The sequence below is a fragment of the Nonomuraea sp. NPDC049655 genome (assembly GCF_044465465.1).
Taxonomy (GTDB): domain Bacteria; phylum Actinomycetota; class Actinomycetes; order Streptosporangiales; family Streptosporangiaceae; genus Nonomuraea.
This window is the reverse complement of record NZ_JBITLS010000011.1, coordinates 73,270-89,808: the sequence shown is the minus strand read 5'-3', so window position 1 is coordinate 89,808 and position 16,539 is coordinate 73,270. Positions and strand designations below refer to the sequence as shown.

Annotated in this window: 22 protein-coding genes; 14 read left to right on the top strand and 8 right to left on the bottom strand. The window is 72.1% G+C overall.

Features of this window, described 5'->3' with window-relative positions; genetic code table 11:
• Positions 1-25: 25 nt before the first annotated feature.
• Positions 26-1,195 (top strand): pyridoxal phosphate-dependent aminotransferase, encoded by a 1,170-nt coding sequence (locus ACIBQ6_RS32195; protein WP_352363926.1) that lies wholly within the window; start codon positions 26-28, stop codon positions 1,193-1,195.
• Here ACIBQ6_RS32195 and ACIBQ6_RS32190 read toward each other — a convergent pair.
• Positions 1,173-1,727: a helix-turn-helix domain-containing protein gene (locus ACIBQ6_RS32190; protein WP_358284939.1), complete on the bottom strand. Its 555-nt coding sequence runs from the start codon at positions 1,725-1,727 to the stop codon at positions 1,173-1,175. The two genes, ACIBQ6_RS32195 and ACIBQ6_RS32190, sit on opposite strands and share 23 nt — an antisense overlap.
• A gap of 105 nt (positions 1,728-1,832) precedes the next feature.
• Between ACIBQ6_RS32190 and ACIBQ6_RS32185 the strand changes: the two genes are divergently transcribed.
• The 3 genes from ACIBQ6_RS32185 to ACIBQ6_RS32175 all read left to right on the top strand — a co-directional run bounded on the left by ACIBQ6_RS32185 (position 1,833) and on the right by ACIBQ6_RS32175 (position 3,507).
• A complete protein-coding gene (locus ACIBQ6_RS32185) occupies positions 1,833-2,849 on the top strand; it encodes an aldo/keto reductase (RefSeq protein WP_358284941.1) in 1,017 nt (338 codons plus the stop codon).
• A gap of 83 nt (positions 2,850-2,932) precedes the next feature.
• Positions 2,933-3,136 (top strand): DUF6290 family protein, encoded by a 204-nt coding sequence (locus ACIBQ6_RS32180; RefSeq protein WP_397163705.1) that lies wholly within the window; start codon positions 2,933-2,935, stop codon positions 3,134-3,136.
• Entirely contained in the window at positions 3,133-3,507 is a 375-nt protein-coding gene (locus tag ACIBQ6_RS32175; protein ID WP_397216446.1) for a type II toxin-antitoxin system death-on-curing family toxin, read from the top strand. The genes ACIBQ6_RS32180 and ACIBQ6_RS32175 overlap by 4 nt, the downstream gene beginning before the upstream one ends.
• Here the strand turns inward: ACIBQ6_RS32175 and ACIBQ6_RS32170 are convergent.
• Positions 3,497-4,420: a LysR substrate-binding domain-containing protein gene (locus ACIBQ6_RS32170; RefSeq protein ID WP_358284944.1), complete on the bottom strand. Its 924-nt coding sequence runs from the start codon at positions 4,418-4,420 to the stop codon at positions 3,497-3,499. The two genes, ACIBQ6_RS32175 and ACIBQ6_RS32170, sit on opposite strands and share 11 nt — an antisense overlap.
• A gap of 116 nt (positions 4,421-4,536) precedes the next feature.
• Between ACIBQ6_RS32170 and ACIBQ6_RS32165 the strand changes: the two genes are divergently transcribed.
• Together ACIBQ6_RS32165 and ACIBQ6_RS32160 are read left to right on the top strand one after the other, a co-directional pair.
• Positions 4,537-5,088, top strand: coding sequence for a peroxiredoxin (locus ACIBQ6_RS32165; protein WP_357964755.1), 552 nt, complete (start codon positions 4,537-4,539; stop codon positions 5,086-5,088).
• On the top strand, positions 5,085-5,621 hold the full coding sequence (locus ACIBQ6_RS32160) for a carboxymuconolactone decarboxylase family protein (protein ID WP_397216444.1): 537 nt from the start codon (positions 5,085-5,087) through the stop codon (positions 5,619-5,621). The genes ACIBQ6_RS32165 and ACIBQ6_RS32160 overlap by 4 nt, the downstream gene beginning before the upstream one ends.
• Positions 5,622-5,787: 166 nt before the next feature.
• Here the strand turns inward: ACIBQ6_RS32160 and ACIBQ6_RS32155 are convergent, their stop codons facing one another.
• From ACIBQ6_RS32155 to ACIBQ6_RS32145, 3 genes are all read right to left on the bottom strand, one after another.
• Positions 5,788-6,819 carry an FUSC family protein gene (locus ACIBQ6_RS32155; RefSeq protein WP_358284948.1) on the bottom strand — a complete coding sequence of 344 codons (1,032 nt, stop codon included), beginning with the start codon at positions 6,817-6,819 and terminating at the stop codon, positions 5,788-5,790.
• Positions 6,820-6,907: 88 nt separating this feature from the next.
• A complete protein-coding gene (locus tag ACIBQ6_RS32150; RefSeq protein ID WP_397216442.1) occupies positions 6,908-7,588 on the bottom strand; it encodes a TMEM175 family protein in 681 nt (226 codons plus the stop codon).
• A 59-nt stretch (positions 7,589-7,647) separates the two neighbouring features.
• Entirely contained in the window at positions 7,648-8,316 is a 669-nt protein-coding gene (locus tag ACIBQ6_RS32145; RefSeq protein ID WP_397216440.1) for an alpha/beta fold hydrolase, read from the bottom strand.
• Positions 8,317-8,496: 180 nt separating this feature from the next.
• Between ACIBQ6_RS32145 and ACIBQ6_RS32140 the strand changes: the two genes are divergently transcribed.
• Positions 8,497-9,588 (top strand): ring-opening amidohydrolase, encoded by a 1,092-nt coding sequence (locus ACIBQ6_RS32140; RefSeq protein WP_397216438.1) that lies wholly within the window; start codon positions 8,497-8,499, stop codon positions 9,586-9,588.
• A gap of 23 nt (positions 9,589-9,611) precedes the next feature.
• Here the strand turns inward: ACIBQ6_RS32140 and ACIBQ6_RS32135 are convergent, their stop codons facing one another.
• Complete coding sequence (locus tag ACIBQ6_RS32135) at positions 9,612-9,977, bottom strand: nucleotidyltransferase family protein (protein WP_397216436.1); 366 nt, start codon at positions 9,975-9,977, stop codon at positions 9,612-9,614.
• Positions 9,978-10,142: 165 nt separating this feature from the next.
• On the opposite strand from ACIBQ6_RS32135, the gene ACIBQ6_RS32130 reads away from it, so the two are divergent.
• Positions 10,143-10,679 carry an SseB family protein gene (locus tag ACIBQ6_RS32130; RefSeq protein ID WP_358284958.1) on the top strand — a complete coding sequence of 179 codons (537 nt, stop codon included), beginning with the start codon at positions 10,143-10,145 and terminating at the stop codon, positions 10,677-10,679.
• A gap of 172 nt (positions 10,680-10,851) precedes the next feature.
• Here ACIBQ6_RS32130 and ACIBQ6_RS32125 read toward each other — a convergent pair whose 3' ends face one another.
• Both ACIBQ6_RS32125 and ACIBQ6_RS32120 read right to left on the bottom strand, forming a co-directional pair.
• Entirely contained in the window at positions 10,852-11,232 is a 381-nt protein-coding gene (locus ACIBQ6_RS32125) for a hypothetical protein (protein ID WP_358284960.1), read from the bottom strand.
• Between the two features lie 23 nt (positions 11,233-11,255).
• The gene (locus ACIBQ6_RS32120) at positions 11,256-11,639 is read right to left on the bottom strand and encodes a hypothetical protein (RefSeq protein ID WP_352363953.1); all 384 of its coding nucleotides are present in this window, start codon (positions 11,637-11,639) and stop codon (positions 11,256-11,258) included.
• A 266-nt stretch (positions 11,640-11,905) separates the two neighbouring features.
• Here ACIBQ6_RS32120 and ACIBQ6_RS32115 point away from each other — a divergent pair, with 266 nt between their 5' ends.
• The 6 genes from ACIBQ6_RS32115 to ACIBQ6_RS32090 are packed head-to-tail and all read left to right on the top strand — an operon-like array spanning position 11,906 to position 16,497.
• A complete protein-coding gene (locus ACIBQ6_RS32115; protein WP_397216434.1) occupies positions 11,906-12,487 on the top strand; it encodes a prepilin peptidase in 582 nt (193 codons plus the stop codon).
• Positions 12,488-12,530: 43 nt separating this feature from the next.
• The gene (gene aroC / locus ACIBQ6_RS32110; RefSeq protein ID WP_358284964.1) at positions 12,531-13,712 is read left to right on the top strand and encodes a chorismate synthase; all 1,182 of its coding nucleotides are present in this window, start codon (positions 12,531-12,533) and stop codon (positions 13,710-13,712) included.
• Positions 13,713-13,749: 37 nt separating this feature from the next.
• Positions 13,750-14,250 carry a shikimate kinase gene (locus tag ACIBQ6_RS32105; RefSeq protein WP_358284966.1) on the top strand — a complete coding sequence of 167 codons (501 nt, stop codon included), beginning with the start codon at positions 13,750-13,752 and terminating at the stop codon, positions 14,248-14,250.
• Positions 14,247-15,317 carry a 3-dehydroquinate synthase gene (gene aroB, locus ACIBQ6_RS32100; protein WP_397216432.1) on the top strand — a complete coding sequence of 357 codons (1,071 nt, stop codon included), beginning with the start codon at positions 14,247-14,249 and terminating at the stop codon, positions 15,315-15,317. The genes ACIBQ6_RS32105 and aroB overlap by 4 nt, the downstream gene beginning before the upstream one ends.
• The gene (gene aroQ, locus ACIBQ6_RS32095; RefSeq protein ID WP_352363963.1) at positions 15,314-15,748 is read left to right on the top strand and encodes a type II 3-dehydroquinate dehydratase; all 435 of its coding nucleotides are present in this window, start codon (positions 15,314-15,316) and stop codon (positions 15,746-15,748) included. Before aroB ends, aroQ begins: the two co-directional genes overlap by 4 nt.
• Positions 15,745-16,497 carry an SGNH/GDSL hydrolase family protein gene (locus tag ACIBQ6_RS32090; protein WP_358284970.1) on the top strand — a complete coding sequence of 251 codons (753 nt, stop codon included), beginning with the start codon at positions 15,745-15,747 and terminating at the stop codon, positions 16,495-16,497. Before aroQ ends, ACIBQ6_RS32090 begins: the two co-directional genes overlap by 4 nt.
• Positions 16,498-16,539 lie beyond the last annotated feature (42 nt).

Genomic DNA, 16,539 nt, shown 5'->3' with positions numbered 1-16,539 from the left:
GAGACGAGACTAATAGTGTGGGGGCGTGACCGAACCACTTGTTTCCAGGATGCGCGCCTTCGGCACGACGATTTTCGCCGAGATGAGCGCGCTCGCCGTGCAGACCGGGTCCATCAACCTCGGACAGGGCTTCCCTGACACCGACGGCCCGGCCGCCATGCTCGACCGCGCCGTGCAGGCGATCACCTCGGGCGCCAACCAGTACCCGCCGGGGCCTGGCGTGCTGGAGCTCCGGCAGGCGGTCTCGGAGCACCGGATGGCCCACTACCGGCTCGACTACGACCCGGCGGGCGAGGTGCTGGTCACCGTGGGCGCCACCGAGGCCATCGCGGCGAGCGTCCTGGCGCTGTGCGAGCCGGGCGACGAGGTGATCGCGTTCGAGCCGTACTACGACTCCTACGCGGCCTCGATCGCGCTGGCCCAGGCCAGGCTCGCGGCGGTGACGCTGCGTCCGGTGGACGGCCGCTTCACCTTCGACCCCGACGAGCTGCGTGCCGCCGTCACGCCGCGTACCCGGGCGATCCTGGTCAACTCACCGCACAACCCGACGGGGACGGTCTTCACCAGGGACGAGCTGACGGTCATCGCCGAGCTGTGCCAGGAGCACGGCCTGATCGCGATCACCGACGAGGTTTACGAGCACCTCACCTTCGACGGCGTCGAGCACGTCCCGCTGGCCACGCTGCCCGGCATGCGCGAGCGCACGGTCATGATCTCCTCGGCGGGCAAGACGTTCTCGGTCACGGGCTGGAAGACCGGCTGGGTGTGCGCGCCGCCCGAGCTGGTGCGGGCGGTCTCGACGGTCAAGCAGTTCCTCACCTTCACCGCGAGCGCGCCCTGGCAGCTCGCGGTGGCGTACGGGCTGCGCACCGAGCTGGAGTGGGTGGCCGCGTTGCGCGCCGGGCTCCAGGACAAGCGCGACCGGCTGATGGACGGGCTGGCGGCGGCGGGCTTCGAGGTGTTCGGGCCGGCGGGCACGTACTTCGTGCAGACCGACATCCGGCCGCTGGGCTTCACCGACGGCCTGGAGCTCACCCGCCGCCTGCCCGAGCTGGCCGGGGTGGTGGCCATCCCCACGCAGGTCTTCTACGAGCACCCCGAACGCGGCCGGCACTTCGTCCGCTTCGCGTTCTGCAAGAAGGACGAGGTCATCGACGAGGCGGTGACCCGGCTCAAGCGCCTGTCGCAGGGGTAGCCCGGCGCAGGCCGTCGAACAGCACGGCCAGGGCCCTGGCCCGCAGGTCGTCGCTCCAGTTGTGGTGCTGCGCCGCCAGGCAGGCGGCGCTGAGCAGGGCGAGCAGCTCCGCCATGCCCACGTCCTCGCGCACCGCCCCCGCCCGCTGCGCCCGCTCCAGCAGCGCGCCGATCGCGCCCCTGATGTCGGGCGCGCCCGCCTTGGCGTCGATGCCGGCGCTGGCCAGGGCGTCCACCAGGATCTTCTTGACCGTCGAGTAGGCCACGATGCGGTCGAAGAACTCGAAGAAGGCCGCTCCGGCGTCGGCGGCGCCGGCCAGCTCTTCGGCCATCTCGGCCAGCCGCTCCTGCCGGTCGGCCACGATCGCCGCGTACAGGGCCTCCTTGGTGGGGAACTGGCGGTAGATCGTCCCCACGCCCACGCCGGCCAGCGCGGCGATCTCGCGCATCGAGGCGTCGAGCCCGTCGCGGGCCAGCACGACCTCGGCCGCCTCCAGCACACGGGCGCGGTTGCGCCGGGCGTCGGCACGCATGGGCCCTCCTCGCGTCGACATCATCGCGTTGACATCCGGAACCATTGTTCCGTATCGTTCCCCGCATCCAAGCGGAACAGTCATTCCGATTCTAGGGGCATATTCGTGCACTTCCAGACCATGGGACGTTCCGGGCTGCGCGTCTCCCGCGCCTGCCTCGGCACCATGAACTTCGGCACCGAGCACGGCCTGGCCGCGGGCGACGCCGCCGAGGCGGGCCGCGTCATCGACGCCTACCTCGACGCGGGCGGCAACTTCATCGACACCGCCGACCTCTACCACCGGGGCGAGACCGAGGAGATCGTCGGCCGGGCGCTGCGCGGCAGGCGCGAGTGGGTCGTGCTGGCCACCAAGGGCGCCATGCCGGTCGGCCCGGAGGGGCGGGGCCTGTCCAGACGGCACCTCACCCGCGCCCTGGAGGCCAGCCTGCGCCGCCTGGGCACCGACTACATCGACCTCTACCAGTGCCACCAGTGGGACCCGGGCACGCCGATCGAGGAGACGATGGCCACCCTCGACGGCTTCGTCCGTTCGGGCAAGGTGCGCTACCTCGGCTGCTCCAACTTCACCGCCGCGCAGATCGTCGAGGCGCAGTGGGCCGCCGAGCGGGTGGGCGGCACGCCGTTCGTGAGCCTGCAACCGCAGTACTCGCTGCTCCAGCGGGTCGTCGAGGCCGAGATCCTGCCCGCCTGCGCCCGGTTCGGCCTCGGCACGGTGGTGTACGGCGCGCTCGGCGGCGGCGTCCTGACCGGCCGCTACCGGCGCGGCGAGATCCCCGACCCGGACAGCCGCATGGGCCGCCTGCTCGGCGCCGCGATGCCCGGCGCGGCCCGCTGGGCGCAGTCGCTGCTCAACGACCGCAACCTGGCCGTCGCCGAGGGGCTGGCCGAGGTCGCGGCGGAGCTGGGGGCCGACCCGGCCGCGGTCGCCCTGGCCTGGGTCGCCGGACGTCCCGGCGTCACGTCGGTGCTGCTCGGGCCGCGCTCGGTGCGGCAGCTGCGGGAGAACCTGGCCGCCTTTGACCTCACCCTCCCGCCGGAGGCGGCCACCCGCCTGGACGACCTCTCCGACCCCGCCCACACCCCCTCCGACGGCTCCTTCTTCCACCTCGTCCCCCGCTGATTCCGGCGCAACCGAGAGGTCACGGAGAGTAAAGTGTTCTCCGTGGTATCGCTGTGATACCGCCCCAGACCTACGATGAGGGCATGGCCATGACCCTTCGCCTGAACGACGAACAGACCGAGGCTCTTCGTAAGCGTGCCGAGCTGGAAGGGCGAAGCATGCAGCAGATCGTGCTGCGCGCGATCGAGGAGTACCTGGAGCGCGCCTCCGACGACGAGATCACCGACGCTCTGGCGGAGAAGGGCGCCAGGCGATTCGCGGACCTGTTGCGCAGGCTGGGCGAGTGATCCGCTACGTCAGCCTCGAACAAGGGCTTCGCATCGCGCGGGCCGCGGTGGGCGGCCCCCTTCAGGTGCGCGACCTCGGGCTCCTGGAGGCCGCGCTCCTGCGGCCGCGGACCTCGCTGTTCGGGCATGACGCCTATCCCGACCTGATGACCAAGGCCGCGGCCCTCCTCCACTCGATCGTCACCAACCATCCGCTCGTCGACGGGAACAAGCGCGCGGGCTGGCTCACGGCCTACGTCTTCCTCGCGAAGAACGGAATCGAGCTCGACCCGGCCGACGACGACGCCTACGACCTGGTCGTCGCCGTCGCCTCCGGCAAGCTCGACGACGTGACGGAGATCGCCGGGGCGCTGCGCGCGTTCACGAGGTGAGCTTGACCGGGAGGCGGCGTTGGCGGATGGCGGTGCGGACGGCCTTGGCGAGCTGGTCGTACTCGGCCGCGCGGGCCGAGGAGGCGCGGTAGGCCAGGCCGATCGTGCGGCCGGGGGCGGGGGCGGCGAAGCGGCGCAGCGCCAGGCGTACCCGCTTGCCGGTCTCCACCGGCACGGCCGACTCCGGCAGCAGCGTCACGCCGAGGCCGCCCGCCACGAGCTGCACCAGCGTCGGCAGGCTGGTCGCGTACGTGGTCGCGGTGGCCCGCGCGCCCACCTCGCGGCACACGTCTATGGCCTGTTCGCGCAGGCAGTGGCCCTGGTTGAGGAGCACGATGTCCAGGCCCTTGAGCGCGTCGCGGTCGAGCGGCGCGGGGTCCGCGGCCAGGGGGTGGTCGTGGGGGAGGGCCAGCAGGAAGTCCTCGTCGTAGAGCGGCGTCTCCACCAGGCCGCCCACGTCCGTCGGCAGGGCGAGCAGGACCAGGTCGAGCCGTCCCTCGCGGACCTCCTCCAGGATCGTGTCCGTCTTGGCCTCGTGGACGGTCAGCTTGAGCTGCGGGAAGCGCTGGGCGAACATGGGCAGCAGCGCGGGCAGCACGTACGGCGCCACGGTGGGGATCACGCCGAGGTGGGCCGGCCCGCTGAAGGGCTCGCGGTTCTGGGCGGCCTCGCCCATCAGGTCCTCCACGGCGGCCAGCACCCGCCAGGCGTGCTCGGCCACGCGCTCGCCGGCGGAGGTGAGCAGCACCTTGCGGGTGGTCCGCTCCAGCAGCTGTGTGTCCAATATCTCCTCCAATGAGGCGATATTTCCGGAGAGGGTGGGTTGGCTCATCTTCAGTGCCGTCGCCGCCTCCCTGAAGTGGAGATGCTCGGCCACGGCGAGGAAGGAACGCAGCTGAGCGAGGGTGGGCATGGGCTCACTGATAGGAATCACCTCTCAGATTGGTCCAACTACTCGATTTCTCGAATCAATGCTAGGTGCGGCAACGTAGGTGCCCTGACCCGCACTTCCTCCGAAGGAGTAGGAACTTGCTCACCGTCGGTGACCGCTTCCCCGAGTACGAACTCACGGCCTGTGTCGACCTCGACCCCGACAAGGCGTTCGCTGAGATCAACCACAAGACCTACGAGGGCAAGTGGCGCGTGGTGTTCTTCTGGCCGAAGGACTTCACGTTCGTCTGCCCGACCGAGATCGCCGAGTTCGGCCGTCTCAACGGCGAGTTCGCCGACCGTGACGCCCAGGTGCTCGGCGTCTCGATCGACTCCGAGTTCGTGCACCACGCCTGGCGCAAGAACCACGAGGACCTGCGCGACCTGCCCTTCCCGATGCTGAGCGACATCAAGCGCGAGCTGTCGCAGGCCTGCGGCGTGCTCGGCCAGGACGGCGTCGCCCAGCGCGCCACGTTCATCGTCGACCAGAACAACGAGATCCAGTTCTCGATGGTGACCGCCGGTTCCGTGGGCCGCAACGTCAAGGAGGTCCTGCGGGTCCTCGACGCCCTGCAGTCCGACGAGCTGTGCCCGTGCAACTGGAACAAGGGCGAGGCCGGCCTCGACGCCCAGAAGCTGCTGGCCCAGTGAGCGTCGACACCCTGAAGTCGCTCCTGCCCGACTACGCCAAGGACACCAGGCTCAACCTGGGCTCGGTCACGACCACCTCGTCGCTGACCGACCAGCAGCTCTGGGGCGCCGTCCTGGCGTGCGCCCTGGCCACCAGGTCGGCGCGGGTCATCGCCGAGCTCTCGCAGGAGGCCGCCGACCACCTGTCGGCCGAGGCGTTCACCGCCGCCAAGGCGGCCGCGTCGATCATGGCGATGAACAACGTCTACTACCGCGCCACCCACCTGATCGGCGACGAGACGTACGCGACGCTGCCGGCCAGGCTCCGGATGACCGTGATCGGGAACCCGGGCGTGGACAAGACGGACTTCGAGCTGTGGTGCCTGGCGGTCTCGGCGATCAACGGCTGCGGCCGCTGCCTGGAGTCGCACGAGCAGGTGCTGCGGGGCGCGGGGATGCCGCGTGAGCAGGTCCAGGAGGCGCTGCGGGTGGCCGCCGTGATCAACGCCACCGCCGCGACCCTGGAGGCCGAGGCCGCGCTCCAGACGGTCTGACCTCCCCGCGGAACGCGGAACCGCGAACCGCTCTGCGGAACCGCGCAAACGTGAACCGCTCTGCGGAACGCGAAAGCGCGAACCGCGTAACCGCAGGACCGCGTAACCGCAGGACCGCGAAGGCGGGCGCCCGTACGGGTGCCCGCCTTCGGCGTGCGCGGGGGTGCTAGCTGCTCTGGGGTTCGTCGAGCGGGGTGAGCGCCTGGCTGGCCTGCTCGTGCTCCAGGCCCGTGGCCTGCAACAGGTCCACCGCGATCGACCGCAGCTGCGCGATGATGACGTGCGCCGAGAAGCCCAGCCGCTCGGGCCGTTCCCGGCCGGCCACCGCGAGCAGCGCCTGCCGCGCCAGCAGGGGATCGCGTCCGGCGGCCAGCTCCAGCTGCAGCAGCAGCGCCGCCTCCGAGACCTCCCGCATCGCCTCGGCCAGCGCCGTGGGCGGCGGGCTCGCCTCGCCCAGCGCGGCCAGCGTGCGGCGGACCATCACCCGCGCGTTGCGCAGGGCCAGGTCGACGGGGACGGCGGCGGTCTCGTACCGGGCCAGGGCGGCCCGGCGATGCCAGTGCAGCGGCGAGATCATGGTGATCTCCTTGCTGGTCTCCAGCGCCATCGCGAACTCCTCGACGGCGGCCTGCGTCGTCCGCGCCTCCTCCAGCGCCTCGGCGGCCAGGTCGACGTCCCGCTTCTCGATCGCCTCCGCCGCCTGCTCCAGGACGGTGGACAGCGCGTCCAGCACCCCCGACAGGTGTTTGGCCGCGATCGTGAACGGGCTGGCGGGCATCAGCGCGACCGCCGCGACGCCGATGACGCCTCCGGTGAGGGCGTCGGCCATGCGGTCGAGGCCGCCGGCGTTCTCGCCGGGCAGCAGCGTGGCCACCAGCACCGCCGACGAGCCCGCCTGCGCGACGAACAGCGCCCCGCCGTTGAGCAGCAGCGCGACGGCCATGGCCAGCCCGACGACCAGCGCGAGCTGCCAGGGCCCCGAGCCGATCCAGGACACCAGCAGGTCGCCGACGCCGACGCCGAGGCTCACGCCGACCACCAGCTCGGCGACGCGCCGCAGCCGCTGGCCGAGCCCCACGCCGACGCAGATCAGCACGGAGATCGGGGCGAAGAACGGCCGGGCGTGCCCGAGCAGGTCGACGGCGACGATCCAGGCCAGCGCCGCGCCCACCGCGCACTGCACGATCGAGGGCGCCATGAGACCGAACGTGCCCAGTCGTTCCCTTACGTGATCGCTGAGCCTCGTTCGCACCTTTTCACCTTGGCGGATCTTTGTGACATTGAGGTCACGTTTGCCCCGTGACATCCGGCTGAACCACGCCGGGGGCGAGCCGCCTGCGGACGAGCACGATGATCGCGACCACGAGCGGCGTGGCCATCCACAGGAACGTGGAGTCCTCGCCGACGCCGAACGCCAGGACCGCGCTGACCGCCCACAACACCCCGCAGCCCCAGTACACCCAGGCCGAGGTGGCCATGCGCCGCCTGCTCGCGTGGGCGTTGAGCAGCCCCTGCGACAGGGCCAGCGTGAACAGCGCGCCCTGGCAGAACATCAGGAGCGCCTCGGTCCCCGCGAACAGCGCCAGCGCCAGGCCCTTGGACGCCTGGACGTCGATGTCGGCCGCCGACATCTCGCTCCACAGGTTCATCGTGTACGGCAGGAACGCCGAGCACAGCAGCAGCGGCACGTGCAGCAGCAGGACCGGCTGGGAGACCCGGTGGAGCTGGTCGAAGAGCGTGTGGTGGGCCCGCCAGCTGAACCACAACATGAGGAAGGCCAGCGCGAACGCCGCGAACGAGCCCTGGTGATGGCTCAGGAAGCCCGCGAGGTCACGGAAGTCGTCCTCCGCCGGGCGGGGGATCTCCAGGACGAGCAGCGTGATCGCGATCGCGAAGACCGCGTCGCTGAACATCCCGACCCGCTCCGGGGTCATGCCGGGACGGGGGGCCGATGGGGGGCTGGACACAGCGGGTCTCCGTGAATCGTGGGGGGACGACCAGCATAGAGGCCATGGCCTGCCTGGGCTCACCTGTCCAGGAAGGCGTCCACCGCGGCCAGGAAGGCGGCCCGTTCGGTGACGTGGACGAGGTGCCCGGCCTCGATCGTGACCAGCTCGGCGCCGGGGATCAGACGGGCCAGCCCGGAGGCGTCGAACGGGCTCAGCCGTCCGCCCGACAGCACCAGCGTGGGTGCCGTGATCTTCCCCAGCTCGGCGGCCAGCGCCGGGTCGGGATCGACGATGTACGGCTCGGTCTGGTGCATCATCCGCCAGTCGAAGCCGGTGGAGTCGTCCTCCACGAGCGGCTGCCGTCCTTCGACCGGGTACGGCGCCGTGACGTCCTCCAGCACCAGCCGCTCGACCCGCTCGGGGTGGCGCATGGCCACGTGGTAGGAGACCATGCCGCCGAGCGAGTGCCCGACCAGCCGGACGCGGTCGAGGCCCAGGTGGTCGAGGAGCGCCACGACGTCCTCGGCCATCGTGTCCACCGCGTACTCGCCCGGACGGTCGCTGGCCCCGTGGCCGCGCAGGTCGGGGGCGAGGACGTGGTGACGGGCGGCGAAGTGCTGGGTGATGCCGTTCCAGTCGTTGTGGTTCGCGGTCCTGCCGTGGAGGAGGACCAGCGGCGGAGCGGCGGGGTCGCCCTCCTCGCGGTAGACGAGCTTGATGCCGTTGACGTGGGCTTCGCGAATCACATCCGGGAACACTACCTTCGCTCCTTTTGTGCGCTTCGAGGTTCCGCCGAGAGCTTGACCGGCCAGCGCACCTTGACATCGCCGCGGCCGTTCATGGGCAGACATTGCCCATGAACCCCGCCGGGCCGCTCGGCTAGCGTCGCGACGGTGGGGAAGCCGGTACTGGAGAAGGGGCAACGCATGCCGGACCCGATTGAAGTGCGCAAGGTGCCGATCGAGAGCGTGACCGACGCCTCCGGGCTGTCCCGGCTCATCGAGGACGGGGTGATCGAGGCGCGCCGGGTGCTCGCGGTGATCGGCAAGACCGAGGGCAACGGCGGCGTCAACGACTACACGCGCATCCTGGCAGACCGGGCCTTCCGCGAGGTCCTGGCCGAGCACGGTCACCCGTCCCCCGAGAGCGTGCCGCTGGTGTGGTCGGGCGGCACCGACGGCGTCCTCAGCCCGCACGCCACCGTCTTCGCCACCACGGCGGACGCGCCGATGAGCGACGAGCCGCGCCTTTCGGTGGGCGTGGCGATGAGCGAGGTGATCCTGCCCGAGGACATCGGCCGTCCGGCGATGGTGGAGAAGGTGGCCGCCGGGGTGCGGGAGGCCATGAAGATCGCCGGCATCGACGACCCGCGCGACGTGCACTACGTGCAGACCAAGACGCCGCTGCTCACCCTGGCCACCATCACCGAGGCCAGGAGCCGCGGCCAGGACACCGCCATCGAGGAGACCGGCCCGTCGATGGACCTGTCCAACTCCACCACCGCGCTCGGCATCGCCGTCGCGCTCGGCGAGATCGACATGCCGCGGGCCGACCAGATCCACAAGGACCTGTCGCTGTACTCGTCGGTGGCGTCGTGCTCGTCGGGGGTGGAGCTGGACCGGGCGCAGATCGTGCTGGTGGGGAACGTGCGCGGCATCGGCGGGCGCTACCGCATCGGGCACAGCGTCATGCAGGACGCGCTCGACGCCGACGGCATCTGGGCGGCCATCAGGGACTCCGGGCTGCCGCTGCCGGACCGCCCCCACCCTTCCGACCTCGGCGGGCGGCTGGTCAACGTGTTCATGAAGTGCGAGGCCGACCCGTCGGGGCGGGTGCGCGGGCGGCGCAACATCATGCTGGACGACTCCGACGTGCACTGGCACCGGCAGATCAAGGCGGCCGTCGGCGGGGTGGCGGCCTCGGTCACCGGCGACCCCGCGGTGTTCGTCTCGGTGGCCGCCGTGCACCAGGGGCCGTCGGGCGGCGGACCGGTCGCCGCCATCGCCGACCTCGGCTGACCGGCCGGGCCTCGGCTGACCGGTCAGCCCGGCTGACCGGCAGGCCCTGGCTCGCACCAGGGCAGCACGGTCAGCTCGGGCCAGGCTTCGGCGCAGCGCGCCGCCTTGGCCTCGTAGACCTCGCGCGGCGCCTGCCGGGGGTTGGGACGCAGCACGAGGTTGAAGGCGTCGGCCACGCCGTAGGGGGCGTAGACCCGCCACGTCCCCGACGGGGTGAGCCGGACGCCGATCGCGCTCGTGGTGCTGGGGAAGGAGTCGATCGCGGCCTCGGAGCTGTCGTAGGGCGGGCACGGCACGCCGAAGCGGCGCTCGTACCACAGATGGACGCGGGCCTCGTTGCGGATCTCCACCGCAGTCTGCTCGTCGAGGGGGAGCCGAGAGATCCGCACCGCACCTGTCTAGCAGCCCGCCCCGACAGAACCCCGCCGGAACGCCGCCGGAACCCCGACAGAACACCGCCGAGCATCCCAGGAACGCTGACGAGCGTCGCGGGAACGCCTTCAGGGTGGCTCCAGGAACGGGGGCGGTGGCGCCCGCGGGTAGTCTCGTTCGTTGTGCCGACCATCCCACAGCCACTCGACCCCGACGACGACGGCAGCGCCGCCCCCGCCGTGGCCGCCGCCCTGGCCGCCTACGAGTCGGGCGCGTGCGGCCCCGCCGACGTGCTGACCGCCCTGAGCGGTGCGCGGCTGCTGGTGCCGGTGGTCGCCCTGCTGACCGAGTCCGAGGTCGGTGAGCACGGGCTGCGCCAGGAGAAGGAGAGCGAGATGGCGCTGCCCAAGCTCGTCGGCCAGGACGGCAGGCACGCGGTGCTCGCCTTCACCGGCACCGACGCGCTGACCAGATGGCGCAAGGACGCCCGCCCCATCCAGACCGGCACGCTCCAGGTCTGCCGGGCGGCCGTGCACGAGGAGGCCGCCGCGGTCGTGGTCGACGTGGCCGGGCCGGTGCAGTTCGTGATCGAGGGCGAGGTGCTGAAGGCGCTGGCCGCGGTCGAGTCCGGCACCGTCGACCAGCTCGGCGGCGTCACCGTCGCCAGGATGGAGCCCGCCCCGCCCCGCCGCCGCTGGTTCTCCCGCCGAAGCAGCTGAACGCCGCTTCTTCCGCGGAAAAGGCTGAACGCCGCTTCTTCCGCGAGCCGGACAAGCCGACGCCCCCGGCCGGTGTCGTCACCGGCCGGGGGCGTTCGCCGGACGTCCTCAGGAGCTGACGTCGTCAGGTGCGGACGTCCTCAGGAGCTGACGTCGTCAGGTGCGGACGTCGTCAGGAGACGGTCAGGTAGAACCCGGTGTCGGCCGCCACGCCGTCGGCGAGCTGGCTGTAGACCGCGACCGCCCGGTAGTGGCCGCCGCAGATCGCCGCCCCGCGCTGCACCGACAGCGAGCGCGGGTAGCTGGACCGGCCCGTCGGCGTCACGTGGATCGCCAGGTCGCCGTCGTAGTCGACGTCGTCGCTGAGGATCACGCAGTACGTCCCGCGGAACATGCGCCTGACCTCCTCGACGTTCTTGCTGGCGGTCACCACGCCGTCCGCCCTGACGGTGGCCGAGGCCTGGGCGTAGGGCGTGTCCGCGTACGCCGCCGCGGGCGTCAGGACGGCCGCCGCGACGAGCGCGACGCCGGCGGCGCGCCGGATAATGTTCACATGGGTGCTCCCTCGGTTCTCGGTCAGGAGATGGTCAGGTCGAAGCCGCCGTCGGCGAGCCGGCCGGTGCTGGTGTCGTAGACGCCGACGGTGATGGTGTTGGACTCGTGGCAGGTCGCCGACGAGTTCCGGTAGGCGATGAACGGCAGGCGGCGGGGCGCCCGCGGGGTGATCTGGATCACCGCGGCGGACGTGGTGACGTGCCTGTCGACCATCACGCAGTAACGGCCGGTCGAGGCCCGCCACGTCTTGAGGATGTTCTTGCCGTTGTTCAGCTCGCCGTCGGCGTCGACGATCGCCGCGGCCCGCGCGTAAGGGGCCTGCAGGTCGGCGTACGCGGCGGGGCCGGTCATGATGAGGCTTGCGGCGCTCAGCGCGAGGCCGCCGGCCAGGATGCCACGGAACATGGGTCTTCCTCTCGGTCACTCTTCCGGGGGGCCACGACAGAAAGTAAGTTCCTGACCACCCCCGGAGCCGCGTGCCACCCCGTCCCGGACGATCAAAGTTCCTTGGGGGATCGCCCCCGAACCCATGACCGCCGGCGTGCGTCGCGGCCCTCCGTCCGGGGCGCGAAAGCCCGCCGGGACGCGGGTTCGCTCTTGGCGCACGCCATACCCGGGCCGCCCGCCGCGATCCCGGGACGGCCGCCGGGCCGCCGCATTAGGGTCTGCTCGTGGTCGCACTGATGGCGCTGCTCGGTCTGGTCGCCGGACACCAGGTCAGGGCGCTGGCCGACGCCTACGACGACCTCGCGTCCCCGCCGCCGTGGCCGCCCGGCGTGGAACTGCTGACCGCCGCCGTGACGGCGCTGACCGCCTGGCTCGCCGGGCCGCCGTACACGGGTCTCGCGCTGGCCGGCACGGCGCTGGCGGTCATCGACTGGCGTACCACCCTGCTGCCCGACGCGATCACGCTGCCCGCGTACCCGATCATCGCACTGACCCTGCTCCCCACCAGGGAGCTGCCGCGCGCGCTGCTCGGCGCGGCGGCGCTGGCGGCCGTCTACGGCCTGTTGTGGTTCGCCAGGCCGGCCGCGATGGGCCTCGGCGACGTCAAGCTGGCCGGGCTCATCGGCATGGCGGCGGCGGCGATGAGCTGGCAGACGTGGGTGGCCGCCGCGTTCGCCGGGCAGGTGCTCGGCGCGCTGTACGCGGTCGCGCTGCTGCTCACCGGGCGGGGCGACCGGCACACCCAGTTCCCCTTCGGGCCGTTCATGCTGCTCGGTGCTTTCGTGGCGCTCTGTCTCGGCTGGTGAACGACGGACATCCCACCCGGCCGCACGTGGAAGACTTGGAGTCATGTTGCGCTGGTTGACGGCCGGAGAGTCCCACGGCCCCGAACTCGTTGCCATCCTCGAAGGACTGCCCGCCGGGGTCGAGGTGACCACGGCCGCGATCGACGAGGCCCTGCGCCGCCGCAGGCTCGGCTACGGCCGCGGCGCGCGGATGAAGTTCGAGCAGGACCAGGTGACGATCGTCGGCGGCGTGCGCCACGGCCGCACCATGGGCAGCCCGGTCGCCGTCCGCGTGGGCAACACCGAGTGGCCCAAGTGGGAGAAGGTCATGTCGGCCGACCCGGTCGACCCGGCCGAGCTGGAGGGCCTGGCCCGCAACGCGCCGCGGTCCCGCCCCCGCCCCGGCCACGCCGACCTGGCCGGCATGCAGAAGTACGGCTTCGACGACGCCCGCCAGGTGCTCGACCGGGCCAGCGCCCGCGAGACCGCGGCCCGCGTCGCGCTCGGCGAGGTCGCCAGGCGCTTCCTGAAGCAGGCGCTCGGCGTCGACATCGTCAGCCACGTCACCTCCATCGGCGGCGCGCAGACCCCGACCGAGGTGCTGCCCGGCCCCGGCGACCTGGCCAGGATCGACGAAGACCCGGTCCGCTGCTCCGACCCCGAGGGCAGCGCCGCCATGGTCGCCGTGATCGACCAGGCGCACAAAGAGGGCGACACGCTCGGCGGCGTCGTCGAGGTGCTCGCCTACGGCCTGCCGCCCGGCCTGGGCAGCTACACCCACTGGGACCGCAGGCTCGACTCCCGGCTCGCCGCGGCCCTCATGGGCATCCAGGCGATCAAGGGCGTCGCGGTCGGCGACGGCTTCGAGACCGCCCGCCGGCCCGGCTCGCGCGCCCACGACGAGATCGAGTACACCGCCGAGAACGGCGTCAAGCGCGTCACCAACCGCGCGGGCGGCGTCGAGGGCGGCATGACCAACGGCGAGGTCCTGCGGGTCAGCGCCGCCATGAAGCCCATCTCCACCGTGCCGAGGGCCCTGGCCACGATCGACGTCAAGACCGGCGAGGCGGCCAAGGCCCACCACGAGCGCTCCGACGTGTGCGCCGTCCCGGCCGCGGGCATCGTGGCCGAGGCCATGGTCGCGCTGGTGCTGGCCGACGCGGCCCTGGAGAAGTTCGGCGGCGACTCGGTGGAGGAGGTCGCCCGCAACCTGTCCGGCTACCTCTCCTCGATGGTGATCAAGTGACGGCCGCGCGGAGCGAACGAGAAGGGGTGAGCGACCAGTGACCAGAGCCGTGCTCATCGGCCCGCCCGGATCAGGCAAGACCACGATCGGGCAGCTGCTGGCCGAGCGGCTCGGCGTCGCCTTCCGCGACACCGACGCCGACGTCGAGGCCGTGGCCGGCAAGCCGGTCTCCGACATCTTCGTCGAGGACGGCGAGGCCCGCTTCCGCGAGCTGGAGCACCAGGCCGTGCGCCGCGCCCTGGCCGAGCACGACGGCGTGCTGTCGCTCGGCGGCGGCGCCGTGCTCAACGAGGACACCCAGGCCCTGCTCGCCGGTCACCACGTGGTCTACCTGCAGGTGGGCCTGGCCGACGCGGTCCAGCGGGTCGGGCTCGGCTCGGCCAGGCCGCTGCTCGTGCTCAACCCGCGCAGCCAGCTCAAGAAGCTGATGGAGGAGCGGCGGCCGGTCTACGAGCGTCTGGCCGTGGTCACGCTCGCCACCGACAAGCGCGACCCCGGCGAGCTCGCCGACGAGATCCTGGAGGGCCTGCCGGCATGACCGCGACGCGGATCCCCGTATCCGGCGACAGCCCGTACGACGTCGTGGTGGGCAGCGGCGTGCAGGCCGAGCTGCCGGGCCTGTTCCGGCCGGGCGTGCGCACGGTCGCCGTCGTCCGCCCGCAGGGCCTGCCCGAGCTGTCCCGCCCGGCCCTCACGGCGCTGGCCGAGGCCGGTTACGAGGTGGCCGACCTGCCCGTCCCCGACGGCGAGGCGTGCAAGACGCCCGAGGTGGCCGCCGGCCTGTGGTCCGCGCTCGGCCGCCACGGCCTGACCCGCTCCGACGCCGTCGTGGGCGTGGGCGGCGGCGCGACGACCGACCTGGCCGGCTTCGTGGCCGGCACCTGGCTGCGCGGCGTGCAGGTCGTGCTCGTGCCGACGACGCTGCTGGCCATGGTCGACGCCGCCGTCGGCGGCAAGAACGGCATCGACACCCCCGAGGGCAAGAACCTGGTGGGCACGTTCCTGCCGCCCGCCGGGGTGCTCTGCGACCTGGCCGTGCTGCCCGGCATGCCGAAGGCCGACTACGTGGCGGGGCTCGCCGAGATCATCAAGGGCGGCTTCATCGCCGACCCGCAGATCCTCACGCTGGTCGAGTCCGACCCCGAGGGGGCCACCCGGCCCGACGGCCCCCACACCCGCGAGCTGATCGAGCGCAAGATCCGCGTCAAGGCCCACGTCGTGGGCGCCGACCTGCGCGAGCAGGGCCTGCGCGAGATCCTCAACTACGGACACACGCTCGCCCACGCCATCGAGCGCGACGAGCACTACACGATCCGCCACGGCGAGGCGGTCGCCATCGGCATGGTCTACGCCGCCGAGCTGTCCCGGCTGTCCGGCCGCGCCGACCTGGTCGCCCGCACCCGCGCGATCCTCACCTCCGTGGGCCTGCCGGTCTCCTACCACGCCGGCGCCTGGCCGCGGCTGCGCGACCACATGCGGCTGGACAAGAAGAACCGGGGCGCCAAGCAGCGCTTCGTCGTCCTCGACGACCTGGCCAGGCCCGGGCGGCTCGAAGACCCCGCCGAAGAGCTGCTCGAAGCCGCCTACAAGGAGATCGCGCGATGATCCTCGTGCTCAACGGCCCCAACCTGAGCCGGCTCGGCACCCGCGAGCCCGACGTCTACGGGGCCGAGACGCTGGAGGACCTCGCCGAGCTGTGCCGCGAGACCGGCCGCAAGCTCGGCGAGCAGGTCGAGGTGCGCCAGACCGACGACGAGGCCGAGCTGATCGGCTGGCTGCACGAGGCCGCCGACGGCCGCATTCCCGTCGTGCTCAACCCGGCCGCCTTCACCCACTACTCCTACGCCGTGCGCGACGCCATCGCCCAGCGCACCGCCCCGCTCGTCGAGGTGCACATCAGCAACCCCGCGGCGAGGGAAGAGTTTCGCCACACCTCGGTCGTCGCCGGGGTGGCGACGGGCACGATCGCCGGATTCGGACTACAGTCCTACGTCCTGGCGCTACACGCTATCGCGGAGATGAACAGCAGCTCATGAGGCAATACAAGTCCTTCGTCGCACTCGGGGACAGTTTCACCGAAGGACTGAACGATCCAGGCCCCGACGGGCACTACCGCGGCTGGGCCGACCGGGTCGCCGAACGGCTCGCCGCCGACGACCCGGCGTTCCGCTACGCGAACCTGGCCGTCCGCGGCAAGCTGCTCGACCAGATCGTCACCGAGCAGGTGCCGCGGGCCATCGAGATGGGTCCCGACCTGGTCAGCTTCTGCGCGGGCGGCAACGACCTGCTGCGGCCGGGCAGCGACCCCGACGTGATGGCCAAGCGCCTGGCCCGCGCGGTGCGCGACCTGCGGGCCGGAGGCGCGGACGTGCTGCTGTTCACCGGGGTCGATCCGCGCGACACGCCGCTGATGCGGCGGCTGCGCGGCCGTTTCGCCATCTTCTACCTGCACATCCGCTCCATCGCCGACCTCTACGGCTGCCGGCTGGTCGACCAGTGGTCGATGCAGGGGCTGCGCGACTGGCGGGCCTGGAGCACCGACCGCCTGCACATGAACGAGGACGGCCACCGGCTGGTGGCGGCCCGCGTGCTCGACGTGCTGGGGGTGCCGTTCGACGACTGGCGCAAGGATTGGCCGGAGCGGCTGGTCGACCCGCGGGCGCGGCGCCGCGAGGACGCCCAGTGGATCCGCGAGCACCTGGTGCCGTGGATGTCCCGCCGCCTGCGCGGCACCTCCTCCGGCGACGGCCTCACCCCGAAGCGCCCCGACCTCACCCCGTTCTAGCCGACGGGGGCCACGGAGTGGGGCAAGGCGGGCTCGCGTGAC

Bases quoted from the DNA above. Each gene is read 5' to 3' on its own strand.
- ACIBQ6_RS32180 (WP_397163705.1), top strand. From the start codon at position 2,933: ATGGCCATGACCCTTCGCCTGAACGACGAACAGACCGAGGCTCTTCGT.
- aroQ (WP_352363963.1), top strand. From the start codon at position 15,314: ATGATCCTCGTGCTCAACGGCCCCAACCTGAGCCGGCTCGGCACCCGC.
- ACIBQ6_RS32120 (WP_352363953.1), bottom strand. From the start codon at position 11,639: ATGTTCCGTGGCATCCTGGCCGGCGGCCTCGCGCTGAGCGCCGCAAGC.
- ACIBQ6_RS32090 (WP_358284970.1), top strand. From the start codon at position 15,745: ATGAGGCAATACAAGTCCTTCGTCGCACTCGGGGACAGTTTCACCGAA.
- aroC (WP_358284964.1), top strand. From the start codon at position 12,531: ATGTTGCGCTGGTTGACGGCCGGAGAGTCCCACGGCCCCGAACTCGTT.
- ACIBQ6_RS32140 (WP_397216438.1), top strand. From the start codon at position 8,497: ATGCCGGACCCGATTGAAGTGCGCAAGGTGCCGATCGAGAGCGTGACC.
- ACIBQ6_RS32190 (WP_358284939.1), bottom strand. From the start codon at position 1,727: ATGCGTGCCGACGCCCGGCGCAACCGCGCCCGTGTGCTGGAGGCGGCC.
- ACIBQ6_RS32155 (WP_358284948.1), bottom strand. From the start codon at position 6,819: ATGGCGCCCTCGATCGTGCAGTGCGCGGTGGGCGCGGCGCTGGCCTGG.
- ACIBQ6_RS32170 (WP_358284944.1), bottom strand. From the start codon at position 4,420: ATGCCCACCCTCGCTCAGCTGCGTTCCTTCCTCGCCGTGGCCGAGCAT.
- aroB (WP_397216432.1), top strand. From the start codon at position 14,247: ATGACCGCGACGCGGATCCCCGTATCCGGCGACAGCCCGTACGACGTC.